Origin of the sequence: Bradyrhizobium sp. IC4060 (genome assembly GCF_020193715.1) — a bacterium.
Taxonomy (GTDB): domain Bacteria; phylum Pseudomonadota; class Alphaproteobacteria; order Rhizobiales; family Xanthobacteraceae; genus Bradyrhizobium; species Bradyrhizobium yuanmingense.
Map to the genome: position 1 here is coordinate 761427 of NZ_JADYVJ010000002.1, position 24819 is coordinate 786245.

The window sequence follows — 24819 nt, forward strand, 5'->3', positions numbered from 1 at the left end:
GTTGGGCCAAAGAATTGCCATGAGTTTTAGCCTGCCGGACTTTCGTCGCAAATGGTCTTGTCGCGGCTATATGTCCGCCGGGGCGGCAATGGTTACCGCTGCGGCGGGGCTGTTGCTGATCGCCGAAAGGGCAGAGGCGCGGAAATATCCTGCGCCGCTCGATATCTTCAACCTTGGAGCACCGAAGCCCCGCGCAACCGTTCGCGCCGCCAGGATTCCGCTGCCGAAGCCGCGTCCCGAGGAGGCCCCCAAAGCGTCGGATGAGGGGGCGGCGCAGGCAGACGGCAAGCCGTCCCCCGACAAGCCAGGTGCGGACAAGCCCGCCGAGGCCGCGCCGCCGCCCGAGAAGCAGGCCTCGGCCTGTCGGCTGGCGCTGACCGAGGAGATCGCGATCGCGCCGTCCATTCCGGATATCCGCGGTCCGGGTGCCTGCGGCGGCGAGGATCTGGTGCGGCTGGAGGCCATCGTGCTGCCGGACAAGCGCAAGGTGACGGTCAAGCCGGCGGCGATCCTCCGCTGCACCATGGCGTCCGCGCTCGCCGATTGGGTGCGCAAGGACATGACGCCGCTGGCGACCAGCCTCGGCTCCGCCGTCAGCGAGCTCGACAATTTCGACAGCTTCGAGTGCCGCGGCCGCAACCGCGTGGCCGGCGCGATGCTGTCCGAGCACGGCAAGGCCAATGCCATCGACATCCGCGCCGTCAAGCTCGCCAATGGGCAGTCGATCGGCCTGACCGACCGCACCACCTCGCGCGAGGTGCGCGAGCGCGTGCTGCACTCGGTCTGCACTCGCTTTTCCACCGTGCTAGGCCCGGGTTCGGACTGGTACCACGAGGACCACATCCATCTCGATCTCGCGCAGCGACGCAACGACTACCGGATTTGCCAATGGAACGTGTGGGATCCGCTGCCTCAGGTCGCACCGCTGCTGCCGGCGGAGCGTCCCGAGGAGGCACCGCCGCGCGAGGTCGCGGCCAAGCCCGAGGCAAAGGAGGGCGCCGACGGCGGTGAGGCGGAAAAGCCTGCTGCACCTGCGGACAAGCCGGCGGCGGATGGCAACAAAGCCCGATCGCACCAGCCGGCAACAAAAAAGCGCCGGTGAAACCGGCGCCTTTGAAAGGCCTCGGGCAAGGCCTGCTTAGTAGGGTGAACTGGAACCGCCCTGGAGCGCGAGGCGCGGCTTGTAGGGCGAATCGCCGTGCTTGGGCTCGAGCACCACGACGAGGGTGCCGAGCTTGACGCGATCATAGAGATCGATCGCGTCCTCGTTGGTCAGGCGGATGCAGCCTGACGAGATCGAGGCGCCGATATATTCCGGCTGGTTGGTGCCGTGGATGCGGAACAGCGTGTCCTTGCCCCCAGAATGGAGGTACAGCGCGCGGGAGCCCATCGGATTGTCCGGTCCGGGTGCGACATAGGTCGGCACGCCCAAGCGCGAGATTTCGCCGGGGGTGGGGTGCCAGGCCGGCCACTCGGTCTTGCTGGCCACCTTGGCGATGCCCGACCAGGCCATGGCCTCTTCGCCGACAGTGATGCCGTAGCGGATCGCTTTGCCGCCCTCCAGCACGTAATAGAGGTAATGGTTGTCGGAATCGACCACGATCGAGCCCGGCGCTTCCTTGCGGTGGAATTCGACAATGGCGCGGCGGAACGGTTCTGCGACCGCGGTATTCTCGTATTTCACCTTGGCAAGGAGTTCTTTGTCCTTGGGCTTGAACGCCTTGGTGTCCGTCGCCTCGTAACGCGTCGTGGCCTGCATGCAGCCCGACAGCATCAGGCCAGCGGCCAAAATCCCAAACATAATTTTCAGCGACGACATGGTTTGGTTCCAATCAAAACAATACCGTGCGGAAGGGACCTGAGCGTAGCGCCCAAGTTCCTCGACTCCGTTAAGCCCATTATGGTTGAAATCTGCCACAATTCCAGCGCCGAAGCCGGTTTCCAGGGCTGTAAGACCGCACCTGTGGCTTTTCTGCCGCAAATTTGGGGGTGTCGTGCGGGTTTTTTTGGTAAGACGCGCCAGACTGTTCCTCCGGCGCCACAGTTGAGCCCTAGGGCCGCCGCAGATGCAAACGCTCCGTTAATGTTGTTGTCATCGTGAACCTGTCAGAATCGCGCTAAGGGCTGTCGTTCTGTCGCAGGATCTCTGGAGCTTTTGATGTTTTCGGTGTTCGTTCTCTCCGAGACCTCCCTCAAGAAGGCGGTTGTCGAGGATCTCACAGCGCTGCCGGAGAACGCAGTCTGGATCGACCTCGTCAACCCCTCGGCTGCCGAGGACAAGGCGGTCGAGCGGCTGGCGGGCATCGCCATCCCGACCCGGGAAGACATGCAGGAGATCGAGATCTCCAGTCGCCTCTATATGGAGAACGGCGCGCGCTACATGACCGCGACGCTGATGTGCCACTCCGATACCGACATGCCCCGGACCACCGCGGTGACCTTCATCCTTGGCGACCACCGCCTGGTGACGGTCCGCTACGACCTGCCCAAGCCCTTTGCGCTGGTCGAGGCCAAGCTCGCCCGCTCCTGCACGCCCTCGATCACCGGCGAGATGGTGCTGATGGAGCTCCTGGACGCCGTGATCGACCGCTGCGCCGACATTCTGGAGCGCTGCGGCGCCGAGATCGACCAGGTCTCCCACGAGATCTTCGAGCCGGAGAGCGAGCGCCACGGCCACGCCAAGCGATATTCCCAGATCCTGATCTCGATCGGCCGCAAGGGCGACTTGACCTCGAAGGTTCGCGAGAGCCTGGTGTCGATCGGCCGCGTCGTGACGTTCCTGTCCGCCGTGGTCGAGGGCGTGAAGTGGTCGAAGGACATGCGCGAGCAGCTCAAGACCATGCAGCGCGACGTCGCCTCGCTGACCGATCACGCCTCCTATCTCTCCAGCAAGATCACCTTCGTGCTCGACGCCATGCTCGGCGTCGTCAATCTCGAGCAGAACAACATCATCAAGCTGTTTTCGGTCATGGCCGTTGTCCTGATGCCGCCGACCCTGATCGCCTCGATCTACGGCATGAACTTCAAGGTGATGCCGGAACTCGAATGGGTGCACGGTTACCCGATGGCGCTGGTGATGATGCTGATCGCCGCCATCGTCCCCTACTGGATCTTCAAGTGGAAGAAGTGGCTGTAGGATCGTGCGCGAGCAAAGATACCTACCGAGACCTTACGCCGCTCGCATAGACACGATCAATCGTGTCGCAGAATCGATCGGGATTGCGGCGACCCGGTGACGCGTGTGTCATGCCGCAATTCCTCCGGTAAAATTTGAGCGGTGGGCTGAACGTTTGCGCGAAACTTGTCTGCGATAAGCAGGGCGTAGCCGCGAGGAACAGCCATGGTTGAGAAACACATAACGTCGCCCCGCAACGTCATCGATCTGGCGAACTACCGTCAGGTTCTGGCGAGCGGCAAGGCGCCGTCGATGTCGGCACGCATGTGCCGGCACTGTGGTGCTCCGCTGCTCGATGGTGAGAACGACGACGACTGCTCGACTGCATTCAGCACGGCCGCTCCGCGGCCGCGCGAGCGGTCACGTCGGATTCGACTCGATTGAGGAACGGAAGGTAAGGGCGATCCAGGTCTTGCGGCGGCGTTGTCTGGATCGCCTTGCTTCCCTGAGCGGCCATTTCCACTTCCGTCATTGCGAGGAGCCACCCGGTCCCGCCTCCGGCGGGCCGGATGACAGGGCTCCGCGACGAAGCAATCCAGACTGTCTTTGCGGAGGCAGTCTGGATTGCTTCGCTTTCGCTCGCAATGACAGTGCCCGCCTACACGTGCTGGCCGCCGTTGATGTGGATCTCGGCACCGTTGACGTAGGAGCTGGTGTCCGTGCACAGCACGTAGATGATCTTTGCCACTTCGTCGGGCGTGCCGAGGCGGTGCATCGGGATCTGCTGCTCGACGATCTTCTCGGTGCCCGGCGACAGGATCGAGGTGTCGATCTCGCCCGGGGCGATCGCGTTGACGCGGACGCCGATGCGGCCGAAGTCGGAGGCCATCTCGCGTGTCAGCGCTGCGAGCGCGGCCTTCGAGGTGGCGTAGGCCGCGCCTGCGAAGGGGTGCACGCGCGAGCCCGCGATCGATGTGACGTTCACGACCGACCCCTTGGCGGCCTTCAATTCCTCGATCAGCCCCCGCGCCATCATGATCGGCGCGAAAAAGTTGACATGGAAGACGTGGGTCCAGGTATCGAGGTCGGTGTCGACCGAGCCCAACCGCGAGCCGCCGGCGCCCTTCGGCGAGATCGCGGCGTTGTTGACCAGCGCATGCAGCGTGCCGCCCTCGAGCCGGTTGCGGATCTCCGAGATCGCGCGCGCGGTGTCCTTGGGATCGCCGAGGTCGACCTGGATGTGGTCCTCCGGCCCTGCGTCCCAGGGGCAGTCCTCCGGGAAAGGATGCCGCGAGCAGGTGATGACGCGCCAGCCCGCCGAGGAGAAACGGATCACGGTGGCGTGGCCGATGCCGCGGCTGGCTCCGGTCAGGAGCAGCGTACGGCGCGGCGCATTGGACGAATGCGGCATGGACATCTTTCAGGTCGGCCCAAAGCTTACGGATACATTCGCGTCTTGGACCACGGTTGGCCGGCCGCGTCACGGCGAAATTCAATGCGGTCGTGCAGGCGGAACGGGCGGTCGTGCCAGAACTCGATCCGCACCGGCGTGATGCGCCAGCCGCTCCAGCCCGGCGGCCGCGGCACTTCGCCGATGACGTATTTGGCCGCGACCTTGGCGATGGCCTGCTCGAACGCGAACCGGCTCTCCAGCTCTTGCGATTGCTTGCTCGCCCAGGCGCCGATCTGGGCCTGCTTCGGTCGCGTCGCGAAATAGGCGTCGGCCTCCGCGTCGGTCACCGGCGTCACGTTGCCGCGGATGCGCACCTGACGGCGCAACGACTTCCAGTGAAAAAGTAACGCTGCCTTAGGATTTGCGGCGAGTTCGCGGCCCTTCTGGCTGGCGATGTGGCTGTAGAAGACGAAACCCTCGGTATCGAAGCCCTTCATCAGCACCATGCGCACATTAGGCAGCCCGTCGGGATCGACCGTTGCGAGCGCCATGGCGTTCGGATCGTTCGGCTCGCTCTTGACCGCTTCGTTCAGCCAGGCCTCGAACAACGCAAATGGCTCGTCGGCGGCGGTGAAATCACCGGATGTTAAGGGTGTCTGGTGTTTCATCGAGGTCGTGTCGGTCATGTCCGGAGTCCGAGTTGCGTCCCGCGGCCCAAAACGCGTTGTTGTCCGCTACCGCCCTATATAGGGCATGGGGACGCGTTGGCCTATCGGCGATCCGGCCGTCCGGCTTCGTCATGACGATGATTCTGATCGGGCTTGGTGCCGGCGGCTGCAGCTTTTCCCGCAACGACGGCAGCGCCTATGCCAAGGCCGAGGACAGCGACCTCACCGGCTCGATCGCGCGGCCGGCGAAGGACGCTCCCCCGACCGAGACCGATCTCGCCTTCACCCGCAACGCCGCCTCTGACGTCCTCAGCAAGGGCGACAAGGATTCCAGCCAGCATTGGGAGAATCCGGAGACAGGGGCGCGCGGCTCGGTGACGCCCATCGCCCAGTCCTATGCCGCCGAGGACGGGCGCAAATGCCGCGACTTCCTGGCGAGCTACGTCAACGGCAATACCGAAAGCTGGCTCCAGGGCGCCGGCTGCCAAAGCGGTCGTGGCCGTTGGGAGATTCATACGCTAAAGCCGTGGCGGAGCTGAGCATGATCCGGAAACGTGGGAACCGGTTTTCCGATCAGACCATGCTCCAAAGATAGAGCTTCAGCTCGCGTTCCTAGTTGCAAAAATGCCACTCTCTTCCCACATCACCCGCAGGTGGGGCGGGGAGCCCTTTGAACAATTCGATTTCTTGAAGGAGACGTGACGAATGCGCGACCCCTATGAGGTCTTGGGGGTGCCGCGGAGCGCCAGCGCTGCCGCGATCAAAAGCGCCTATCGCAAGCTGGCCAAGAAGCACCATCCTGACAGCAACAAGGGTGATCCGAAGGCTGCCGAACGCTTCGCCGAGATCAACTCGGCCAACGAGATCCTCGGCGACGAGGACAAGCGCAAGCAGTTTGACCGGGGCGAGATCGACGCCGAGGGCAAGCCGCGCTTCCAGGGTTTTCCGGGCGGCGGCGGTCCTCGCGGCCGCGCGGGCCCTGGCGGGTTCGAAAGCTATACGTTCCGAAGCGGCGGTGCGGGCGGCCCGGGCGGCGGTGCGTTCGAGGACATCCTCAACAGCATGTTCGGCGGCGGGATGCGCGGCGCACGGCCCGGAGCCGGCGGCGGCGCCCAGTTCGAGTTCGATACTGGCGGCATCGGGCTCGATCTCGACGTCAACGTCGCCATGAGCGTCTCGCTGGAAGAGGCGGTCAAGGGCGGCGAGAAGCGTGTGCGGCTGCCGACTGGCAAGGAGCTCAACGTCAAGATTCCGGCCGGGGTCACCGAGGGCCAGCAGATCAGGCTGCGGGGGCAGGGAGAAAGTGCGCAGGGCCATCCGCCCGGCGATCTCCTGATCACCATCAACATTGCACCGCACCCGTTCTTCAAGGTCGAGGGCGCAGACCTCAGGATCGACCTGCCGGTCACGCTCTACGAGGCGGTGCTCGGCGGCAGGGTCCGCGTGCCGACCCTCGGCAATGCCGTGGAGCTCTCGGTCCCCAAGAACACGTCCAGCGGCCGGACCTTCCGCCTCAAGGGCAAGGGCCTGCCGAAAGCCGGCGGAACCGGGGATCTCTTCGTCATCATCAGGATTATGCTACCGGACGGGAACGACGCCGAGCTTGAAGCATTGATGGAGAAGTGGCGGGACCAACACCCCTACAATCCACGTAGCGGTGTCGGCTAAAGCATGTCCGGAAAGTGTGGAGCGGTTTTCCGGAAAGATCATGCGCAAACAAAGAGCTAAAGCGCGAGCCATCGCGCTTTAGGGCGAGAGCGAACTGAAGGGGTTCTCCTAAAGGACCACGGCATCGTCCTGGAGACGATGCCCATCATACGCCTGAGGCGTGGTAGCGCTTCATGGTCTCGACGTGTCGGCTGTCCGGCGGGGCAGCCGATAAAAAGGTGCGGCCTCGAGAGGGGGACCAGCGCGGTACCAAAAACCCCAATCGAGGCCGCCCGCGTCGATCGGCGGATCGAACGCCACTCATAATCGCGTGAGCACCCGGTGCGATAATGAGACGTGTCGATGTCCTGATTCCAAATTTTCGATGACGGAATCTGGGCACTGGCCTTGCGCGGTTGTCTAGGTGCCGTTTTTCTCTGCTTGGTCGTAGACGGCCTGCGCCACCTTGGTCAGCCGCTCGCGATCGCTGCTGCCGCTGACGACGTAGCCGACGCCGCGCTCGGACCAGAACAACGCGCCGTCCTTGTCCGTCTTGGCGTAGCGCATTTGCGTTGCACCATTCTCGGTCTTGGCGCTGTAGATGGTGTACCGTTCGCCCGAGGCGCCCTCGTACATCAGGAACGACGCCGGACCGTTCGGTCCCGGTAGCAGCCGGCCGCCGACCAGCTTCAGCCCGCTCGCCTCCAGGTTCGGCGCGAACACGGTCCAGCCGCAGCGCCGGGTCAGCCAGGCCTGCAAGTGATCGCGCTCGTTGCCGCCGACCTCAACGGGGTGGCGGACCTCGACGACATAGAGGCGGTGGGCGTCGAGTGCGTCCGCCGTAAAGCTCCGGAAGGTCGAGGGCGCGTTGGCGGCGCCATGCGCCACCCAGCCGGCGGTGCCGCCGGCGACGAAGGCGACCAGCACGGCCGCGGCGGCGCCATAAAACCATTGCCGCGGGCGGCGCTCCAGCCTCTCGAGCTCGAGCCGTGCGGGCACCCGTTCATGGGCAATCGAATCGTAACGCGCGTGCAGCATCTCGGCCATGGTCCGCCAGGACTGCACCCGCTCGGCGTCCTCGGGGTGGGCGGCAAGAAAGGCCTCGACGTCGGCGCGTCGCTCGGCCGGCAACTCGCCGTCGACATAGGCGTGCAGTTCGTCCTCGGTTACTGGAATCTTGCGGTCGTTCATATCGGTCGTCTCTGGCTCTGCGGCCCAAAATGCCTTCTGCGAGTTAGCTTCGCGCAGCTCACTATCCGGCTGCGGGCGGAGATCGTTCGATGCATCGACCCGGCCATCATTTCACCCGCCTGAGCGCCGTACGCTCGCCCTCCAGCGAGGCTTTGACGTGGGCTCTTGCGCGCGCCAGGCGCGACATCACGGTGCCGATCGGCACGCCCTGGATGTCGGCAACCTCGCGGTAGCTCATGCCTTCCAGCATCACCAGCAGCAGCACCGAACGCTGCTCCTCGACGAGAGTAGCCAGTGCCTTCTCGATGTCGCGTCCTTCGGCCTCGGTCCCGCTGGCATCGGGGTTGTTATCCGTCAGCGGCATGAATTGCGGTCGCCTTGCCAGCGAGCGCCGCCGGTTCTTGTTGAGGTTGGTCAGGATCGTATAGAGCCAGCTCCTGACGTCGCCTCCGAGAAACAGCCGCTCCGAACGCAGCGCGCGTACCAACGTATCCTGGACCAGATCGTCGGCCGCATCCGCATCGCGTGTGAGCGCGCGGGCGTAGCGGCGCAACGCCGGGATCATGGCTTCCACACTCTGGCGAAACGCACTCATTGCGGTCCTGACATCCCTGGCGTTCGGCGCGCGCCTATAGCGATCATAACACCCAAGCGGAACGGCTATTCCGGCACTCGAAACAGCGTTAATGCTGCGGATTAGGGCTGTACCGCAGGGGAGGGCTGGTGTACCTCCAGACCTCAACGAGAGTTCGACGGGACGTGCAAAAATGGCGCAGAATTCGGGTCTGATGCAAGGAAAGCGCGGGGTCATCCTCGGCGTCGCCAACAACCGCTCGATCGCCTGGGGAATCGCCAAGGCATGCCACGCCGCGGGCGCCGAGCTCGCCTTCACCTATCAGGGCGATGCGCTGAAGAAGCGCGTCGAGCCGCTCGCCGCCGAGATCGGCGGCCTCGTGCTTGGCCATTGCGACGTCACCGATGCCGCAACCATCGATGCCGTCTTCGCGGTGCTGAAGGAGAAATGGGGCAAGATCGACTTCCTGGTGCATGCGATCGCCTATGGCGAGCAACTCGACGGCCGCTACGTCGACACCACGCAGGAGAATTTTTCGAAGTCGATGCTGATCTCCTGCTATTCGTTCACGGCGGTGGCGCAGCGCGCCGAGAAGCTGATGACGGATGGCGGCTCGCTGATCACGCTCTCCTATTACGGCGCCGAGAAGTGGATGCCGCACTACAACGTGATGGGCGTGGCCAAGGCGGCGCTGGAAGCAAGCGTGCGCTATCTCGCTGCCGATCTCGGCGAGAAGAACATCCGCGTCAACGCGATCTCGGCAGGTCCCATCAAGACGCTGGCGGCGTCCGGCATCGGCGACTTCCGCTATATCCTGAAGTGGAACGAGACCAACGCGCCGATGCGGCGCAACGTGTCCACCGAAGACGTCGGCGGCAGCGCGCTGTATTTCCTTTCCGACCTATCGCGCGGCGTCACCGGCGAGGTGCACCACGTCGATTCCGGCTATCACGTGCTCGGCATGAAGCGGCCGGATGCGCCTGATATCTCGCTTGGCGGGAAGGACTAGCCTCTAACTGAAATGCCCAAGCCTACGATCTACTATCTTCGCCACGGCGAGACCGAGTGGAATGCGCTCGGCAGGCTTCAGGGCACCAGGGACATTCCGCTGAACGCGCGCGGCTGCAGCCAGGCCGTGCAGGCCGGCGGCATTCTCGCCGAACTGTTCAAGCGCGACGGGCGCGACAAGGCCGCGCTGGCTTACGTGTCGAGCCCGCTCGGCCGTGCGCGCCAGACCATGGAGCTCGCGCGCGGCAAGCTCGAATTGCCGCCTGCCGATTACGCGCTCGACGATCGTCTGCGCGAGATCGGCTACGGCACCTGGGAGGGGCTGACGCTGGCCGAGAGTGAGGCGAGGGATCCGGACATCTATGCAAGGCGCCTCGCCGACAAATGGACCGTGGGGCCTGCGGGCGGGGAGACCTACGCCGACGTGCAGGTCCGCGTGCGCACCTGGTACGACCAGCTCCTGTCCGACACCGTCGCAGTGGCCCATGGCGGGACCTGCCGAGCCCTGATGGTGGCCTTGGGCCTCGAGACGCCCGCCAGCGCCGCCGAGCTCTATATCGAGCAGGGCGCCGTCTACGTGTTCCGCGACGGGCGGTTGGAGAAGTTTAGTTAGCCCGGAGCGCTGCCTCGCCCCCGCCGTCATGCCCGGGCTTGTCCCGGGCATCCACGGACTTTCGTGGTCGCAGCCACCAAGAACGTGGATGGCCGGGACAAGCCCGGCCATGACGGCTTCGCCGATATTTGACCCCTATTTCAGGGCGAGTTAAGTCAGCATTGACTTACGAACCCGCGAGCAGCGATGTCCTTCAACACTTTCGGCCACATGTTCCGCGTCACAACCTTCGGCGAGAGTCATGGGGTGGCGATCGGCTGCGTGGTTGACGGCTGCCCGCCGATGATCCCGCTCACCGAGGCCGACATCCAGCGGGATCTCGACCGGCGCCGTCCCGGCCAGTCGCGCTTCACCACCCAGCGCCAGGAGCCGGACCAGGTGAAGATCCTGTCCGGCGTGATGGCCCATCCCGAGACCGGCGCTCAGGTGACGACGGGCACGCCAATCGGCCTTCTGATCGAGAACACCGACCAGCGCTCGAAGGATTATTCCGAGATCAAGGACAAGTTTCGTCCCGGTCATGCCGACTTCACCTATGAGGCGAAGTACGGCCTGCGCGATTATCGCGGCGGCGGGCGCTCCTCGGCGCGCGAGACCGCGATGCGCGTTGCCGCAGGCGCCATCGCGCGGAAAGTGCTGCCGGATGTGAAGGTGCGAGGCGCCCTGGTGCAGATCGGCCCGCACAAGATCGACCGCGACAAGTGGGACTGGGACGAGGTCGCCAAGAATCCCTTCTTCTGTCCCGACAAGGACAAGGCCGCGTTCTTCGAGACCTATCTCGATGGCATCCGCAAAAGCGGCTCCTCGATCGGCGCCGTGATCGAGGTCGTCGCCGAGGGCGTGCCGGCAGGTCTCGGCGCGCCGATCTACGCCAAGCTCGATTCCGATCTGGCGGGCGCGATGATGACCATCAACGCGGTGAAGGGCGTCGAGATCGGCGCCGGTTTTGGTGCGGCAGAACTGACGGGCGAACAGAACGCCGACGAGATGCGCTCCGGCAATGACGGCACGCGCTTCCTCTCCAACCACGCCGGCGGCGTGCTGGGCGGTATCTCCACCGGGCAGCCCGTGGTGGTACGTTTCGCGGTGAAGCCGACCTCGTCGATCCTGCAGCCGCGTCTCACCGTCGATCGGCAAGGCACCGAGACCGAGATCTTCACCAAGGGCCGCCACGATCCCTGCGTCGGCATCCGCGCCGTCCCCGTCGGCGAGGCCATGATGGCCTGCGTGCTGGCCGATCACTTCCTGCGCGATCGCGGACAGGTCGGGCGTTGAACTCGCGGTACTAGTCCACCGCGCAGCTTGACGGCCCTGCAACTTCGTCCGCAAATGCGGCCATGAACAGCTCCGAGCTTCAGCGCATCTCCAACTGGCTGATCGACGGCACTTGGGCGGCTCAGGAGTCGGCCGTAGGGATTGCCGATTTCTGTGAACGTCTGGTCGCGGCCGGCCTGCCGCTGTGGCGGTTCGGCATCTTCATCCGCACGCTGCATCCCGAAGTCTTCGGCCGCAACTTCATCTGGCGGCAGGGCGAGGGAGTTGAAATCGGCAGCGTCGATTTTGAGATCCTGGACACGCCCCAATTCGCCCACAGCCCGCTTCGCGTGGTTTTCGAGCAGGGCATCGAGGTCAGGGGCCGCGCAGGCGACCCCGACAGCAAGCGATTTCCGTTCCTCGAGGACATGCACGCCGAAGGCGCGACCGATTATATCGCGGTGCCGGTGCCTTTTCTCGACGGCTCCATTCACGCGACGAGCTGGATCACGCGGCAGCCCGGCGGCTTCAGCGACGACGACATCGCAGCCATCCGAGCTCTCATAGCGCCGCTCGCACGCATCAGCGAGATCATCACTATGCGCCGCACCGCCGAGATGCTGCTCGACACCTATGTCGGTAATCGCGCCGGCGCGCGCATCCTCGGCGGTCAGATCCGCCGCGGTCACAACGACACCATGCAGGCGGCGATCTGGCTGTCGGACCTGCGCGGCTTCACCGCGCTGTCGGACCGGCTGCCGCCCGAGACGGTTGTCCAGATCCTCAATCATTATTTCGACTGCCAAGTCACGGCGATCCGAGACCATGGCGGCGAGGTGCTGAAGTTCATGGGCGACGGCCTGCTCGCCGTGTTCCCGATCGACGAATATGTCGGCGATGCCGCTCATGTCTGCGCGCAGGTGCTGGAGGCGGCGCGCGACTCGCGCGCCAGCGTCGAGGCGCTCGCCTTTCCGGTGGGCGAGGCCGTCGAGCGCTTCCGCTTCGGCGTCGCGCTGCATGTCGGCAACATCCTTTACGGCAATATCGGCGGCGGCAACCGCCTCGACTTCACCTGCATCGGCCCGGCGGTCAATCTCGCGGCAAGGCTGGAGAAGATCACGGGGCGCCTGGGGCGGACCGTCGTCGCCTCGGAAGGTTTTGCCAATGTCTGCCGCCATGATTGGCACCAGCTCGGCGAGTTTCCGATCGCAGGATTTTCCAAGGCGCAGCGCGTCTACGGGCTGGCGGAGGAGACGCCGGTGGTGATGGCGTGATGTGCACTGAGCTGAAGGCCATTCATCGTCGCAGGATGAAACCTATTCCTCCGGCTCCGTCGTGAACAATAGCGGATAGCCCTTGGCGCGGCCGGCGTCGGTGGCGCGCGTTGCCTTGGTTTCGGCGACGTCCTTGGTGAATACGGCCACCACGCAGGCGCCCAGCTTGTGCGCGGTGATCATCACCTTGTAGGCCTGATCCTCGGTCATGCGGAATTCGGCCTTCAGCACCATAGTGACGAATTCACGCGGCGTGTAGTCGTCGTTGATCAGGATGACCTTGTGGAGCTTCGGCCGCTCGACCTTGGTCCTGGTCCTGGTTTTCGGTTTGGTGACGGTGTCGTTCATCGTGCCCCGAAACGCCCTAGCTCGAATGAGCCACCAGCCAACACATCATACCGCAGGAGCGGGGAGCGCTCCAAGATATGCGGCCGCTCGCCACTATGCCGTCGCGGCTGGGCAGGAATGCACGACTTGCGCCTGCGCGAGTTACGGAAGTGCGCGAACGAGCTGTAATGCGGCGATCAGAGCGCCCACCGACAGCACGACCGATGCAATCATGTAGGCGGCAGATGCCCATGTCTGGCCGCGCTCGATCAGATACCAGGCATCCAGCGAGAACGTCGAGAACGTCGTGTACCCGCCACAAATTCCGACCGTCAGAAAGATCCGCGCGGCCTGCGGCAGGTTCCATTTGGTCGCGAACAGTGCGGTAAAAATGCCGATCAGGAACGATCCGGTGACGTTGACTATCAGCGTGCCCCACGGAAAATCCGTACCGAACGCGCGGCCCGACCCGATCGCAACGAGATAGCGTATGACCGCGCCGAGCGCTCCGCCGCCGGCAACGGCGAGGATGTATTGAATGTTCAATGTCTCGTTCCCCACTTCGCCATTTGCTTCACTTGCCCTCCGTGGCCAGACCTTTGCCGACGGCGAGCAGCCCCACCAGCGAAACCAGCGCGAATCCAAGCCCGGCAAGAAACGTGCCCGCCGGTCCATAGGCGTCCCACAGCGCACCCGCGATCACGCTCGCAGCCAGCAAGGCAATCCCGGTGAACAGGTTGAAATAGCCGAAGGCGGTGCCGCGCAGGCTTGGCGGGGCGGCATCGGCGACCATGGCCGAGAGCAGGCCCTGCGTCAGTCCCATATGGAGTCCCCACAGCACGACTCCGAGCGCGAGGCCCGCAAGGCTCGGGAGCAGCGCCAGCGCGAGGTCGGCCGCGGCGAGGAAGACCAGGCCGAGCGCGAGCAGGCCGGTCCGGTTGATCCGGTCCGACAGCACGCCGGCCGGATAGGCCGACAGTGCATAGGCGACGTTCATCAGCACCAGTACAGCCGGCACCCACATCACGTCGAGCCCGATGTTCTGTGCGCGCAAGATTAGGAAGGCCTCGCTGAAGCGCGCGAGCGTGAACACGACGCCCACGGCGACGACGCGCCAATAGACCGCTCCGAGCTGGCGCATTGCGGCGAGATTGAGCGGATTTTCCGCACGTTTCCGGCTCGGATCGGGCTCCGGCTCCTTCACCGCGAACGCGATCAGCCCGAAGGACAGGAAGGCCGGCAGCACCGCGACCCAGAACACGAGGGTAAAATTGTCGGCCGTCCACCACATCAGGCCGATGGCCACGAGCGGCCCGACGAAGGCGCCGATCGTGTCGAGCGATTGCCGCAGGCCGAAACTCGCGCCGCGCAGGCCGACCGGGGCGATATCGGCGATCAGCGCATCGCGCGGCGCGCCGCGAATGCCCTTGCCGACGCGATCGATGAAGCGCGCCGCCACCAGCCATCCGACGCTGGGCGCGAGCGGGAACAGCGGCTTGGTGAAGGCGGCCAGCCCATAGCCGAGCGCGGCGAGCAGCTTGCGGCGGCCGAGCCAGTCCGACAGCGCACCGGAGAAGATCTTGGTGATCGAGGCGGTCGCCTCGGCAATGCCCTCGATGAAGCCGACGGTGAGGGTGGAGGCGCCGAGCACGGTGACGAGATAGACCGGCAGCAGCGCGTGGATCATCTCGGAGGAGATGTCCATGAACATCGAGACGAAGCCGAGCACCCAGATCCCCCTGGGCAGCGTGGTACGTACGGCATTCGGTGTCGTCATCGTCACGTCTTCGTCGTCCCCTCGCATTCGCCCGCCGGCCGCCAGCAGGCAACAAAAAACCCGCCATCGGCGGGTACGTCCATGCTCCCGCCAAAGGCAGAGGCCCAAGATTGCCTCTCCTCGAGCAGGAGTCATCAGCCCATGAGGTCATCGACCGCCGGGCGGTTATCGGGGGACTCCATCCCCATCTGTGCGACCAACCTAGCATGGAAATCGTGCCGGACAAATGGGCGGGGTCGCGTGCCTCCGCCGGCAGCTGTGATTCCCGGGGATGCGCAGCATCGAACCCGGAATCTCTCAGATTCCGGGATCCTCGCTTCGCGAGTCCCCGAACGACGGCTCTTGAGACCGCCCCTGTTCCCGACCCAAGCGCGGCAACATGGCGGCAGACTTGCGTAACGTGTGAATTCCTAACTCGAATGTGAAGCACAAGCGATCTTCGGCCTTTGCGGCAAGCCGATTGCATGTCACCATCGCGTCATACGACGGGAGACTGCGATGCGTTTGCTGTTCTCGATCGGGGCTGTGCTGGTGGCCGGCATGTTCGCCGGAGGGGACGTCGCGGGCATCGCGGCACCAGGACCCAAATTCGAATCGCCCAGAACTCAACCGCAGCGGCTTGCGGCCGACAAGGACGCGCAGAGCGTCGATGTCGAGCTGATCCTCGCGGTCGACGTGTCCTACTCGATGGACATGGACGAGCTCGCGATCCAGCGCGAGGGCTATGCACAGGCGATCCAGTCGAAGGAGTTCCTGCAGGCGCTGAAGCTCGGCCCGAACGGCCGCATCGCAGTGACCTATTTCGAGTGGGCCGCCTCCAGCGACCAGAAGATCATCATTCCCTGGCGGCTGATCGATGGTCCGGAGACGGCGGACGCGGTTGCCGCCGAGATCATGAAGACGCCGATCCGGCGCGCTTCGCGCACCTCGATATCAGGCGCGATCAACTTCGCGATGCCGCTGTTCGACGAGGATCCCTATCGCGGCCTGCGCCGCGTCATCGACATTTCCGGCGACGGTCCGAACAACAATGGCGGCCCGGTCACGATGGCGCGTGACGCCGCGCTGGAGAAAGGCATCGTCATCAACGGCCTGCCGATCATGGTCAAGGAGCCGTCCTATTCGACCATGGATATCGACAATCTCGATCTTTATTACGAGGACTGCGTCATCGGAGGGCCGGGGTCCTTCGTCATCACGATCAAGGAGCGCGACAAGTTCAAGGAAGCGATCCGCACCAAGCTGCTGATGGAAGTCGCCGGCCGCACCCCGGAGCGGCCCGTGATGCCGGTTGCCGACAAGGAGCCGCGCGTCAATTGCCTCATCGGCGAGAAGATCTGGTCCGATCGCTGGGGGCGGTGAGGGGGCGGTTTTTTCCAGTGGCATCACGCCAGTTCCGGCTGAGACCTTTTGCCCGCCCGGACGATGCGCGCGCTTAACGGCTCGTTAACGGGTGCGTGGCCCTAATCGCATGGTTTCTGTTCGTTCCCGCCGGCATCCTGACCTGCCCAAGCGTGCGAAAGCGGGTTTGTCAGGCCCGTCCGAGCAATCCAATGGCCATCGTCACATCGAGCACCAGCCAGATTTCGCCCGCCAACGAGCGGCTGTATCGCCAGAGTGCTCTGCTCGGTGACTGGAAGGGCAATTGGGTGGGCAACAACCAGCCCGTCGGTTTCAAGGTCGTCAACATCCGCGGGGCCCGGGCGCAAGTCGAGTACACCCACAACGGACGCACCGAGCGCGGCTTTGGCGAGGTTCAGGGCACGCTCATCACCTTCGGCGGCGTCACGGTCGGCACCAAGGACGGCAAGAACATGGTGATGCTGTTCTCGTTCGGGGGCGTCGGCAAGCAGACTGCAAATCTGCAAAAGCAGGACCCGCCCGCGTCCGACAGCCGCCTGATGGGAAGCTGGGGCGGCTATTCCAGCGAGAACGGCAAGAGCGCGAGCTTCAAGGTGCTGTCCGTCAATGGCAAGGAGGCCGAGGTCAGCGTCACCACCGACGGCGTCACCCGCAAGGGCACCGGCTTCGTCTACAAGAACGTCATCATGTTCGGACAGACGCAGATCGCAAGTGACGACGGGCAGAACGGCAAGATCATCTACCAGGTCGGCACCAAATCCTTCATGGTGCCGGTGACGAAATATCCGCCGGCGGATTCGTCGTCTTCGGTCGACAAGACCGCATAACCCTTTACAGCGCTGTTCCGCCGGGGTGAGCCAGCGCCTTCAATTCTCGGTCGACCTGCCGCAGGATTGCGCAGGCCTGCGCGAAACCGCCATCAGCGACGAGTCGCCAGATTTCGTCGGCCTGCTCCACCAGGTGTGGAATCGTCAGCGGCAGGCCGGCTGCCTCCTGCAGCGCCCCCTTCTCGTTGATCAGATAGCGCTCGTTCAGTGCGAACAGAACCTGCGCGACGCAGGCGAGCGATCTGTAGAGGCAGCCCGCGACGTGGGTCCTTTCGTTGCGTGCGGCCGCGAGCTCGGCATTTTCGATGCTGAACAGGACTTCCCATTGGAAGCGCCGGATCGCTGCGCAGAGCTTCCGGATAGGGAAGTGCGATCGACTTGAATCGGGCAATCAGGCCGGTCGGATCGTGCAGCGGCTGACAATATGCGATCTCGCCCATCCAGAGCGCCGAGCAGAAGCCATGTGGATGGCCGGGTTGGTAGTCCATGGTGACCACGCCGGCGCCGCAGGATTCCATGACGGCCTCGATCGCGTCGGCGTCGCGGTAGAGCAGGTCGACCTTGCGGCCTTCCACCGAAAGCCAGGCGCCGCCGACGATCCAGGGCCCCCATTCTCCGACGGGCGTCACCGTCGTGGCGGCGGGATCGTCCGCGATCGTCTTCGCGGCGGCCAGCAACCGTCCGATGTCCAGCGCTGACTTGAAATAGAGTCCGATATCGTAGTCCGAGGCCGCATGCGCGCGGCCCCGCGCGCGAGAGCCGCCGAGTACGACAGCTTGAACGCCAGGTACATCGGCAACAACGGATGTCAGGCGGGTGAGCAGCGGATCGTCCGGCATCAGGTGCGGTTCCCCGAAAGACCTGTGGCCGCGAGGGCCGGCGCGGTCACTCCGCTGGCATTGATGATGGTCGAGGAGTATAGTTTTAAGGGCTTTTAGACGGTAGCCAGAATGTTCGACCTTGCACGCTCATGCGCTCTTGCAGCTCTCGCCGTGTTCTGCCTCGGCGGAGCGCCGGTTCACGCGCAAGTGGCGCCGCTGCGATATTGGATTCCCGGCGGGCCTTTCGGCCTTGGCGGCGCTGCCGGCCTGAGCTCCGACAGCTATGGCAACTTTGCGGGCTTCAACGCCGGAGAGGCCGATTGGCGTACGAGCTCTGCGAACGGCTTCGTCATCGGTCGCGAACGCGGAAATCTCGGATTGAGCGGCTTCAACCAGGCGGGCTCGCTCGGCAATTTCAGCGCGCTCTCTTATGACAGCACGCAATTTGGCTATCAGATGAAGACCGCCGGCGGCATGCCCGTCACCTTCTTTGCCGGCTTCGACACGCTGAAATACGGCAACGGCATCGGCAGCTCATTGGCGCCGCTCACCTCCAGCGCCGGGCCCGGTTATGGCGGGTTTGCGGGTGTCGAATTCAAGCCGACCTCAAATCTCAGCCTGTCGTTCGGTGTCGGCTACGCCCAGCAGGACTCGGGCCGCATGGACAGCGACATCAGATCGAACATGCTGCCCGGCGAATCGCCGGCGCTGAGCGGCCTTCGGCGCTAGGGTCGCATCACCAGCTCCGGCGGACGCCGCAGCGATTGCGGCAGGCTTGGGCCGGTGCCGAAGCGCATCACGATGTCGGGGCGTCGTTCGCCGAGGCCGAGCCGGGTCGCGAATTGCTGCCTCAGTGCTGCGACCTCGACCGGCTGGTTGACGAAGGAATATTTCAGTCCCAGTGCGGTCGCCTGCAAGCCGAAGCGCTGGCAGGCGCGGCCGACCGCGATCCAGTGCGAGGTGTCGCTGCGATCGGCAGCAAGCACGACGACACCGGCCGAGCTGTCGAGCTGCTCGCGATATTTCTTGTTTTCTCCGCTTTCGGTGAAGAACAGCTTCAGAAGCGGCCGGGCTATCCAGGACGGCAGCGCAGGATTTCCCGATGCGGGCGCGAACAACCCGTCCATGGTCGCGACCGCCTCTGCCTCGTTGAAGCGGATCCAGTCGACGAGCTCGCGCATGAAGGCCTTGTCGCGCATCTGCGCCGAATTGCCTTCGAGCACATAGTCGGTGACCTCAGCCATCCCGGCACGCTCGGTGATCAGGATCGCAGCGACGCCAGGTTGCCGGCAGGCATTCTCGAGCTGGCGCAGGATCTCGGGCGCGGCAGGCTTGCCGGCGAAGGCCGCGCGGGTGCATTGCCTGACGGGAATTGCATCGGCCAGGGCCGATGCGGCAGGAGCGGCCTCGTCGAGCGTGATCACGATGCGATCGCCGTCGACGACCGGATCGGCGCGCCAGCCCAGCGTGGCCGCGGCGAGGATGAGGTTTTCGGCGGCACAGCCGAGACTGACGAAGAGATGATGATCGTCGGGATCGAGGGCCGGACAGCGCCGCGCGACGTCAGGCGCAATCGTGATGACATTGCCGCGGACGGCGAAGATCCACGGCTGGGTGTTGTGGCTGTTGGCCGCAAGCGTCGCAAACCGGACGAGCTCGCGATCCCTGGGCGCTGCTCGCAGCGGAGCCCGTGACGCGTTGATGGCCTCGTCATAGGTCATCGCCGCCAGCGCGGCGGAAGGGCTGCCGATCGCTGCCGCAGAAAGCCCGAGCGCGGTCGTGATGAATTGTCGCCGGTTGGCCACGGACTTCCGCTCCACACCCCATGATGAGGCATTCTTAGCGCCAGGCGGCGCCGAGAAGATTGACCGGAATCAAGGTCGGCAGGATCACGATACGCCGGCGACCAGCGGACGCTGCAGGTGCCGGGCCATCAGGTCGGCGGCTTCGCTGTAGCGCCGCGCTTCCAGAACGTCGAGCAGGCGCAGATGCTCGCGCACGTGCCGCCTCATGCCGTCACGATCGGCGAAGCTGCGATAGGCGAACAGGCGCCTGATCGAGTTCACACGCTTGAGCGCTTCGAGGAAGAATGGATTGCCTGTTCCGCGGATGATCTCCTCGTGGAATTCGCAGCCGGAGTGAAAGATCTCGCCAATCGTCATCTTCTCGATTTCGCCGTCGAAGACCCGCTGTTGGCGCTCACGCAGGCGTGTGATCACCTCCTGGGGCAGTGCAAAGCCGGGCTGTGCGATCGCCGCCGGCTCGATCACCGCGCGAAACGCCTTGGCCTGCGCCTGCGCTTCGGGGCTCGAGACCGTCTCCGCGAAACGCCAGCCATAGCCGGGCAGGCGTGCGATCCAGCCCTCGGCGGCGATACGGTCCAGCAGCCGCTGCAACTCCGCGCGGCTCAGATCATAGCGGCGCAAGAGCTCCGCCTCCGTGACGTCGGCTGGGAGTCGGCTCGCGAGCACGTCCCCTGCGATGGCCGTATAAACCTGCTCGCCGCGCCTGACGGCCGCGAGCGCCGGTTGGGCGGCGCCGCTGGTCGGATTCTTCGCCAGCACGAAGCCGCGATGCGGCTCGCCGCGCGCCAGCCCCGCCGCTTCCAGGGCCTTCAGGCCGAGCCGGATCGGCGCGCGTGAAAGATCCAGCGCATCCGCAAGCCTTTGTTCGACCAAGCGGTCTCCGGCCTTCATGCCTTCGCGGCGGGCTAGCGCCATGATCAGGCCGGCGAGCTGCTCGGCCCGCTCGGAACCGTTCTTGTCGCTGCGCGGTCGGGAACTGTCGGTGGCGCTCATTGCAGTGCACGCAAGTTTTAGGGCTTGACAGACTGTCTCATAGATTGTTCTTTTATGCAACAATATACAATCGTCCCCAGGGAGACCCACATGGCCCGCGAGCCCGATGTCCACATTTGCGAGGTCGCGCTCCGCGATGGTCTTCAGAACCTGGACATCTTCGTTCCGACCGAGGCCAAATGCGCGTTGATCGACATGATCGCCGCCGCGGGCATACGCGAGATCGATGCCGGGTCGTTCGTCCCGCCGAAGGTCGTGCCGCAATTCGCCGACGTTGATGCGGTGATGGCGCATGCGCTCATGCACAAATCGACTCTCATCGGCGCGCTGGTGCCGAACCCGAAGGGCGCCGAGCGCGCCATCGGCGCGGGCGTCGATGCCGTCTATTTCGTCATCTCGGCCAGCGAGACGCACAACCGCGCGAACGTGCGCCGCTCGGTCGACGAGCAGGTCGAGGGATTTCGCGCAGTCCGCGCTGCGATTGACGCCCTGCCGTTGGGGCAGCGGCCGCGATTGATGGGGGCGATCTCCACCTCCTTCGGCTGCTCGCTGGAAGGGGAGGTGAGCGAAGCGGCGGTGTGCCGGGTTGCGCGCGCTTTTGCCGAAGCGCGTGCCGACGAGATCGGGCTTGCCGATACGGTCGGTTATGCGACGCCGAAATCGATCCGCCAGATCGTCGGGGCGGTGCAGCGCGAGCTCGGGTCGCAAATGACGTTGCGGCTGCATTTGCACGATACGCTCGGCGCCGGCGTGGCCAATGCCGTCGCCGGCCTCGAAGCGGGCATCCGCCGTTTCGATGCCGCCGTATCCGGCCTCGGCGGCTGTCCCTTCGCTCCGGGCGCACGCGGCAACATCGTCACCGAGGATCTGGTGTTCATGCTGGAGCGCATGGGGCTCTCCACCGGCATCGACCTCGACCGCCTGATGCAGACCCGCGAGATTCTCGCCCGCCACATCCCCGCAGACCATCTGACCGGGCATCTGCACGAGGCCGGAATTCCCAAGCTCCTGCGGAGCGCGGCATGACCATGGCTGTGCGTGAGACGGGATCTGAGCTTCGTCCGTTGGCAGGCCTTCGGGTCATCGAGTTCAGTCAGATGGTGATGGGGCCGAGCTGCGGCTTGATCCTGGCCGATCTCGGTGCCGACGTGATCAAGGTCGAGCCGCCCAAGGGTGACCGTACCCGCGCCTTCAAGGGACCTGCCGCCGGCTTCTTTGCGACCTACAGCCGCAACAAGCGCAGCATTGCTCTGGACACGTCGACAGCGCAGGGCCAGGACATCGCACGCAGACTGCTCGAGCACAGCGACGTGCTGATCGAGAACTTCCGGCCGGGCCTGTTGAAGCGGATTGGTCTCGACTACGAGAGCGTCGCGGCTTTCGTACCGCGCCTGATCTATTGCTCGCTCAAGGGCTATCTGCCTGGTCCTTACGAGAACCGCCTGGCGCTCGACGAAGTCGTGCAGATGATGGGCGGCCTCGCCTACATGACCGGTTTGCCCGACAGGCCGATGCGCGCCGGCGCCTCGGTCAATGACGTCATGGGCGGCATGTTCGGTGTGATCGCGATCCAGGCCGCGCTCGCCGAGCGGCAGCGTACCGGCCGGGGCCGCTACATCCAGAGTGCGCTGTATGAGAACAACGTGTTCCTGATGGCCCAGGCGATGATGTGCGAGGTGGTCAGCGGGCAGCCATCGATCCCCTATTCGATCAAGGACAGCCCGTGGCCCGTCTACGACCTCTTCGACACCAGGGATGGTTCGAAACTGTTCGTCACCATCGTCGGTGAAGAGCAATGGGAAGCGTTCTGCCGCGCCTTCGATCGCGAAGCCTGGCTCTCCGATCCACGCTTTGCCACCAGCAATGACCGGGTCGATCATCGCGGCTGGTTGATCCCGGAAATCGCAAATATCTTCAAGCAATGGGACAAGGCCGATCTCGCCGCGCGGCTCGAGCAGCTCGATCTGCCCTACGCACCGGTGAACAAGCCCGGCGATCTCTTCGATGATCCGCATCTCAACCAATCCGGCGGCCTGACCGACATCAGTTTGCCTGACGGTAATGAGGTCAAGACACCGCTGTTGCCGATTGCCATGGACGGAAAGCGGCTGTCCAACCGCTACGATCCACCCGGTATCGGCGAGCACAGCGGCGAGATCCTGCGCGAGATCGGGATGTCGCCGGATGAGATCGAACAGCTGCGACAAGCAGGGACAATCAAGGTCCCGCCGTCCTGACGGACCGCGCGATTGAACAAGAACCAAGGGAGGAGGATCACATGAGCATTTCGAGACGCCAGGCGCTGTTCGCGGGGTCTGCATGGGCCGGCGCGTCACTGCTGCCGGGGCCATTGCGTGCGGAGGCCAAGCAGGTCTCGCTCGCTTTCGGGCCGGTGTCGCCGGTTTACGCCGTCGGCATGATCGCGGAGCTGAAGGGATACTTCAAGGACGAAGGGCTCGACTCCAAGCTCGTTACCGGCAATGCCGGTACGTTCGGCCGGCAGACATTGGCGGCGGGGCAGGCGCTGTTCGCGCACGGCGATGCCAGCCATCCGCTCCAGCTCGGTGCGCGCGGCAAGCCCTGCAGGATGCTGCTCGCGACCGAGATGGTATGCTCCTACGCCAACATCGTGGTCCGGCAGGACCTCTACGAGAGCGGCATCAATTCGATCGAGAAGCTCGCGGATTACAAGCGCCCCGACGGCGCCAAGCCGATCGTTGCCGCGACCGCCATCGGGTCAGGCACCTGGGTGTACGGCACCTATGTGTTCGAAGCGCGTGGGCTCGGCAACAAGGTGAACTGGGTTGCGGGCGGCGGGCCCAACACGATGTTCCCATCGCTGCAGACCAAGCAGTTCGACGCCATCGTGGCGCCGCCGAGCTGGATCGTCGAGGTCGAGAAGAAGGGTTTTGGCCGGACGATCTACGACACGTCGAAGCCTGGCGTGTTCGAGAAGGATTTCGGCGGGACGTTGCCCGTGCTGGTGATCTACACGCTCCAGGACACGGTCCAGCAGGACAAGGCGATGGTGCAGGCCTACGTCAACGCGATCTACCGGGCGATGGCTTTTGTGAAGGCGGCGCCGCTCGCGGAGGTGCAGGCGCTGGTCACGCCGAAGTATTTTTCAGGGATAGATCCCGATGCGGTCAGCGCCGAGCTCGGCTTCGACAAGTCGACCTGGGCCTATGACGGCGTCATTGACAAGGCGTCGTTCGAACGCGGCGCCAAGCCCTGGTACCGCAAAGGAACCGATATTCCCGAAACCAGGTACGAGGATGCGGTCGACATGAGCTTCCTTCAGGCGGCCAGGGCGAAATACAAATGATCGCCGCGCCAAGCCAAGGCCTCGCGCTCGCGCGCGATCAGGATCGAGCAGCCGTTGCGCGCACGCGCATTGCCGTGCAGGGGCTGTCCAAACGCTTCAACGCGTCCGGCCGCGAGTTCGTGGCGGTGGATGACGTTTCCTTCGAGGTCAAGCAGGGCGAGTTCGTCGCGCTGCTCGGTCCATCCGGCTGCGGCAAAAGCACCATTCTGAACATGGTCGCGGGGCTGTTGCCGCGCTCCGGCGGACGCATCCTGATTGACGGGGACACGGTCGAGACCGGCGAGGTCAACCCCAGGGTCGGCTACGTCTTCCAGCGCGATACGCTGTTTCCGTGGCGGACCGTGGAGCAGAACATCGGCTATGGGCTGGAGATCGCGGGAGTGCCAAAGAGCGAGCGCACCGGGCGCGTTGCCACGGCCGTCGAGAAGGCCGGCCTTGCAGGCTTTGCGCAGAGCTTCCCGCGCATGCTGTCCGGCGGCATGCGCCAGCGTGTCGCCTTGATGCGCACGCTGATCCTGGAGCCGGAGATCCTGCTGATGGACGAGCCGTTCGGTGCGCTCGACACCCACACCAAGCTCGAGATGCACAAGACGCTGCTGGAGATCTGGGAACGCGAGCGGCAGACCGTTCTGTTTGTGACTCACGATCTCGGCGAAGCCTTGACGCTGGCGAGCCGCATCATTCTGCTCTCGGCGCGCCCCGGGCGTCTCAAGGAAGACTTCGACGTCGCCATTCCGCGTCCGCGCGATCCCGTGGCCGTGCGTGAGACGGCCGAGTTCGCCCGGCTCTATTCCCACATCTGGCATTCCCTCGGCGAAGAATTCCGCCGCACCAGGGCCGACTGA

27 protein-coding genes and 1 riboswitch are annotated in these 24819 nt (G+C 64.6%); of the genes, 16 read left to right on the forward strand and 11 right to left on the reverse strand.

The features are described 5' to 3' along the window. Positions 1-19 precede the first annotated feature (19 nt). Entirely contained in the window at positions 20-1102 is a 1083-nt protein-coding gene (locus I6F16_RS10450; protein WP_225112630.1) for an extensin family protein, read from the forward strand. A 36-nt stretch (positions 1103-1138) separates the two neighbouring features. On the opposite strand, the gene I6F16_RS10455 is transcribed toward I6F16_RS10450, so the two are convergent. Continuing rightward, complete coding sequence (locus tag I6F16_RS10455; protein WP_036031037.1) at positions 1139-1819, reverse strand: L,D-transpeptidase; 681 nt, start codon at positions 1817-1819, stop codon at positions 1139-1141. A gap of 339 nt (positions 1820-2158) precedes the next feature. On the opposite strand from I6F16_RS10455, the gene I6F16_RS10460 reads away from it, so the two are divergent. Together I6F16_RS10460 and I6F16_RS10465 are read left to right on the forward strand one after the other, a co-directional pair. Beyond that, positions 2159-3136 (forward strand): magnesium transporter CorA family protein, encoded by a 978-nt coding sequence (locus I6F16_RS10460; protein WP_036004038.1) that lies wholly within the window; start codon positions 2159-2161, stop codon positions 3134-3136. Between the two features lie 204 nt (positions 3137-3340). Next, positions 3341-3559, forward strand: coding sequence for a hypothetical protein (locus I6F16_RS10465; protein ID WP_035696491.1), 219 nt, complete (start codon positions 3341-3343; stop codon positions 3557-3559). Positions 3560-3773: 214 nt separating this feature from the next. Here I6F16_RS10465 and I6F16_RS10470 read toward each other — a convergent pair whose 3' ends face one another. After that, complete coding sequence (locus tag I6F16_RS10470) at positions 3774-4526, reverse strand: SDR family oxidoreductase (protein WP_036004050.1); 753 nt, start codon at positions 4524-4526, stop codon at positions 3774-3776. Between the two features lie 26 nt (positions 4527-4552). Continuing rightward, positions 4553-5194, reverse strand: coding sequence for a pyridoxamine 5'-phosphate oxidase (gene pdxH / locus I6F16_RS10475; RefSeq protein WP_109144625.1), 642 nt, complete (start codon positions 5192-5194; stop codon positions 4553-4555). Positions 5195-5307: 113 nt separating this feature from the next. Here pdxH and I6F16_RS10480 point away from each other — a divergent pair, with 113 nt between their 5' ends. Next, positions 5308-5715 carry an RT0821/Lpp0805 family surface protein gene (locus I6F16_RS10480; protein ID WP_036004044.1) on the forward strand — a complete coding sequence of 136 codons (408 nt, stop codon included), beginning with the start codon at positions 5308-5310 and terminating at the stop codon, positions 5713-5715. 166 nt (positions 5716-5881) lie between these two features. Next, the gene (locus tag I6F16_RS10485) at positions 5882-6844 is read left to right on the forward strand and encodes a J domain-containing protein (protein WP_225112631.1); all 963 of its coding nucleotides are present in this window, start codon (positions 5882-5884) and stop codon (positions 6842-6844) included. Positions 6845-7243: 399 nt separating this feature from the next. Here the strand turns inward: I6F16_RS10485 and I6F16_RS10490 are convergent, their stop codons facing one another. Further along, positions 7244-8014, reverse strand: a complete 771-nt coding sequence (locus I6F16_RS10490; protein WP_036004055.1) for an anti-sigma factor — start codon at positions 8012-8014, stop codon at positions 7244-7246. Positions 8015-8120: 106 nt separating this feature from the next. Next, complete coding sequence (locus I6F16_RS10495; RefSeq protein ID WP_036004059.1) at positions 8121-8609, reverse strand: RNA polymerase sigma factor; 489 nt, start codon at positions 8607-8609, stop codon at positions 8121-8123. Positions 8610-8781: 172 nt separating this feature from the next. Between I6F16_RS10495 and fabI the strand changes: the two genes are divergently transcribed. From fabI to I6F16_RS10515, 4 genes are all read left to right on the forward strand, one after another. Further along, positions 8782-9597 (forward strand): enoyl-ACP reductase FabI, encoded by an 816-nt coding sequence (gene fabI / locus I6F16_RS10500; RefSeq protein WP_018648668.1) that lies wholly within the window; start codon positions 8782-8784, stop codon positions 9595-9597. A 12-nt stretch (positions 9598-9609) separates the two neighbouring features. Next, complete coding sequence (locus tag I6F16_RS10505; protein ID WP_036004064.1) at positions 9610-10209, forward strand: histidine phosphatase family protein; 600 nt, start codon at positions 9610-9612, stop codon at positions 10207-10209. Between the two features lie 186 nt (positions 10210-10395). Then, on the forward strand, positions 10396-11484 hold the full coding sequence (gene aroC / locus I6F16_RS10510) for a chorismate synthase (protein ID WP_036026145.1): 1089 nt from the start codon (positions 10396-10398) through the stop codon (positions 11482-11484). 62 nt (positions 11485-11546) lie between these two features. Next, positions 11547-12737 (forward strand): adenylate/guanylate cyclase domain-containing protein, encoded by a 1191-nt coding sequence (locus I6F16_RS10515; protein WP_036004070.1) that lies wholly within the window; start codon positions 11547-11549, stop codon positions 12735-12737. A gap of 42 nt (positions 12738-12779) precedes the next feature. Here the strand turns inward: I6F16_RS10515 and clpS are convergent, their stop codons facing one another. The 3 genes from clpS to I6F16_RS10530 all read right to left on the reverse strand — a co-directional run bounded on the left by clpS (position 12780) and on the right by I6F16_RS10530 (position 14841). Continuing rightward, positions 12780-13085 (reverse strand): ATP-dependent Clp protease adapter ClpS, encoded by a 306-nt coding sequence (clpS, locus tag I6F16_RS10520; protein WP_036004073.1) that lies wholly within the window; start codon positions 13083-13085, stop codon positions 12780-12782. 141 nt (positions 13086-13226) lie between these two features. After that, a complete protein-coding gene (gene crcB / locus I6F16_RS10525; protein ID WP_036004076.1) occupies positions 13227-13610 on the reverse strand; it encodes a fluoride efflux transporter CrcB in 384 nt (127 codons plus the stop codon). A 28-nt stretch (positions 13611-13638) separates the two neighbouring features. Next, positions 13639-14841: an MFS transporter gene (locus I6F16_RS10530; RefSeq protein WP_225112632.1), complete on the reverse strand. Its 1203-nt coding sequence runs from the start codon at positions 14839-14841 to the stop codon at positions 13639-13641. A gap of 118 nt (positions 14842-14959) precedes the next feature. Further along, a riboswitch (Fluoride riboswitch) is annotated at positions 14960-15036 on the reverse strand. Positions 15037-15339: 303 nt separating this feature from the next. Between I6F16_RS10530 and I6F16_RS10535 the strand changes: the two genes are divergently transcribed. Next, positions 15340-16203: a DUF1194 domain-containing protein gene (locus I6F16_RS10535; RefSeq protein ID WP_109144622.1), complete on the forward strand. Its 864-nt coding sequence runs from the start codon at positions 15340-15342 to the stop codon at positions 16201-16203. Between the two features lie 191 nt (positions 16204-16394). Then, positions 16395-17030: a hypothetical protein gene (locus I6F16_RS10540; RefSeq protein WP_036004087.1), complete on the forward strand. Its 636-nt coding sequence runs from the start codon at positions 16395-16397 to the stop codon at positions 17028-17030. 92 nt (positions 17031-17122) lie between these two features. Here the strand turns inward: I6F16_RS10540 and I6F16_RS10545 are convergent, their stop codons facing one another. Continuing rightward, positions 17123-17869 carry a nucleotidyltransferase domain-containing protein gene (locus tag I6F16_RS10545; RefSeq protein ID WP_225173668.1) on the reverse strand — a complete coding sequence of 249 codons (747 nt, stop codon included), beginning with the start codon at positions 17867-17869 and terminating at the stop codon, positions 17123-17125. 111 nt (positions 17870-17980) lie between these two features. Between I6F16_RS10545 and I6F16_RS10550 the strand changes: the two genes are divergently transcribed. Next, positions 17981-18580, forward strand: a complete 600-nt coding sequence (locus tag I6F16_RS10550) for a hypothetical protein (protein ID WP_109144619.1) — start codon at positions 17981-17983, stop codon at positions 18578-18580. Here the strand turns inward: I6F16_RS10550 and I6F16_RS10555 are convergent. After that, the gene (locus tag I6F16_RS10555) at positions 18577-19656 is read right to left on the reverse strand and encodes a Tat pathway signal protein (RefSeq protein WP_225112634.1); all 1080 of its coding nucleotides are present in this window, start codon (positions 19654-19656) and stop codon (positions 18577-18579) included. The two genes, I6F16_RS10550 and I6F16_RS10555, sit on opposite strands and share 4 nt — an antisense overlap. An 84-nt stretch (positions 19657-19740) precedes the next feature. Beyond that, entirely contained in the window at positions 19741-20763 is a 1023-nt protein-coding gene (locus tag I6F16_RS10560) for a GntR family transcriptional regulator (protein WP_225173669.1), read from the reverse strand. Between I6F16_RS10560 and I6F16_RS10565 the strand changes: the two genes are divergently transcribed. From I6F16_RS10565 to I6F16_RS10580, 4 genes are read left to right on the forward strand one after another with little or no spacing between them, the layout of a single operon-like run. Continuing rightward, on the forward strand, positions 20740-21675 hold the full coding sequence (locus I6F16_RS10565; protein WP_225112635.1) for a hydroxymethylglutaryl-CoA lyase: 936 nt from the start codon (positions 20740-20742) through the stop codon (positions 21673-21675). The two genes, I6F16_RS10560 and I6F16_RS10565, sit on opposite strands and share 24 nt — an antisense overlap. Then, a complete protein-coding gene (locus tag I6F16_RS10570; protein WP_225112636.1) occupies positions 21672-22886 on the forward strand; it encodes a CaiB/BaiF CoA-transferase family protein in 1215 nt (404 codons plus the stop codon). The genes I6F16_RS10565 and I6F16_RS10570 overlap by 4 nt, the downstream gene beginning before the upstream one ends. A 41-nt stretch (positions 22887-22927) precedes the next feature. Beyond that, the gene (locus I6F16_RS10575; RefSeq protein WP_225112637.1) at positions 22928-23974 is read left to right on the forward strand and encodes an ABC transporter substrate-binding protein; all 1047 of its coding nucleotides are present in this window, start codon (positions 22928-22930) and stop codon (positions 23972-23974) included. After that, positions 23971-24819 carry an ABC transporter ATP-binding protein gene (locus I6F16_RS10580; protein ID WP_081493724.1) on the forward strand — a complete coding sequence of 283 codons (849 nt, stop codon included), beginning with the start codon at positions 23971-23973 and terminating at the stop codon, positions 24817-24819. Before I6F16_RS10575 ends, I6F16_RS10580 begins: the two co-directional genes overlap by 4 nt.

Bases quoted from the DNA above. Each gene is read 5' to 3' on its own strand.
- I6F16_RS10450 (WP_225112630.1), top strand. From the start codon at position 20: ATGAGTTTTAGCCTGCCGGACTTTCGTCGCAAATGGTCTTGTCGCGGC.
- I6F16_RS10455 (WP_036031037.1), bottom strand. From the start codon at position 1,819: ATGTCGTCGCTGAAAATTATGTTTGGGATTTTGGCCGCTGGCCTGATG.
- I6F16_RS10460 (WP_036004038.1), top strand. From the start codon at position 2,159: ATGTTTTCGGTGTTCGTTCTCTCCGAGACCTCCCTCAAGAAGGCGGTT.
- I6F16_RS10465 (WP_035696491.1), top strand. From the start codon at position 3,341: ATGGTTGAGAAACACATAACGTCGCCCCGCAACGTCATCGATCTGGCG.
- I6F16_RS10470 (WP_036004050.1), bottom strand. From the start codon at position 4,526: ATGCCGCATTCGTCCAATGCGCCGCGCCGTACGCTGCTCCTGACCGGA.
- pdxH (WP_109144625.1), bottom strand. From the start codon at position 5,194: ATGACCGACACGACCTCGATGAAACACCAGACACCCTTAACATCCGGT.
- I6F16_RS10480 (WP_036004044.1), top strand. From the start codon at position 5,308: ATGACGATGATTCTGATCGGGCTTGGTGCCGGCGGCTGCAGCTTTTCC.
- I6F16_RS10485 (WP_225112631.1), top strand. From the start codon at position 5,882: ATGCGCGACCCCTATGAGGTCTTGGGGGTGCCGCGGAGCGCCAGCGCT.
- I6F16_RS10490 (WP_036004055.1), bottom strand. From the start codon at position 8,014: ATGAACGACCGCAAGATTCCAGTAACCGAGGACGAACTGCACGCCTAT.
- I6F16_RS10495 (WP_036004059.1), bottom strand. From the start codon at position 8,609: ATGAGTGCGTTTCGCCAGAGTGTGGAAGCCATGATCCCGGCGTTGCGC.
- fabI (WP_018648668.1), top strand. From the start codon at position 8,782: ATGGCGCAGAATTCGGGTCTGATGCAAGGAAAGCGCGGGGTCATCCTC.
- I6F16_RS10505 (WP_036004064.1), top strand. From the start codon at position 9,610: ATGCCCAAGCCTACGATCTACTATCTTCGCCACGGCGAGACCGAGTGG.
- aroC (WP_036026145.1), top strand. From the start codon at position 10,396: ATGTCCTTCAACACTTTCGGCCACATGTTCCGCGTCACAACCTTCGGC.
- I6F16_RS10515 (WP_036004070.1), top strand. From the start codon at position 11,547: ATGAACAGCTCCGAGCTTCAGCGCATCTCCAACTGGCTGATCGACGGC.
- clpS (WP_036004073.1), bottom strand. From the start codon at position 13,085: ATGAACGACACCGTCACCAAACCGAAAACCAGGACCAGGACCAAGGTC.
- I6F16_RS10530 (WP_225112632.1), bottom strand. From the start codon at position 14,841: ATGACGACACCGAATGCCGTACGTACCACGCTGCCCAGGGGGATCTGG.
- I6F16_RS10535 (WP_109144622.1), top strand. From the start codon at position 15,340: ATGCGTTTGCTGTTCTCGATCGGGGCTGTGCTGGTGGCCGGCATGTTC.
- I6F16_RS10540 (WP_036004087.1), top strand. From the start codon at position 16,395: ATGGCCATCGTCACATCGAGCACCAGCCAGATTTCGCCCGCCAACGAG.
- I6F16_RS10545 (WP_225173668.1), bottom strand. From the start codon at position 17,869: ATGCCGGACGATCCGCTGCTCACCCGCCTGACATCCGTTGTTGCCGAT.
- I6F16_RS10550 (WP_109144619.1), top strand. From the start codon at position 17,981: ATGTTCGACCTTGCACGCTCATGCGCTCTTGCAGCTCTCGCCGTGTTC.
- I6F16_RS10565 (WP_225112635.1), top strand. From the start codon at position 20,740: ATGGCCCGCGAGCCCGATGTCCACATTTGCGAGGTCGCGCTCCGCGAT.
- I6F16_RS10570 (WP_225112636.1), top strand. From the start codon at position 21,672: ATGACCATGGCTGTGCGTGAGACGGGATCTGAGCTTCGTCCGTTGGCA.
- I6F16_RS10575 (WP_225112637.1), top strand. From the start codon at position 22,928: ATGAGCATTTCGAGACGCCAGGCGCTGTTCGCGGGGTCTGCATGGGCC.
- I6F16_RS10580 (WP_081493724.1), top strand. From the start codon at position 23,971: ATGATCGCCGCGCCAAGCCAAGGCCTCGCGCTCGCGCGCGATCAGGAT.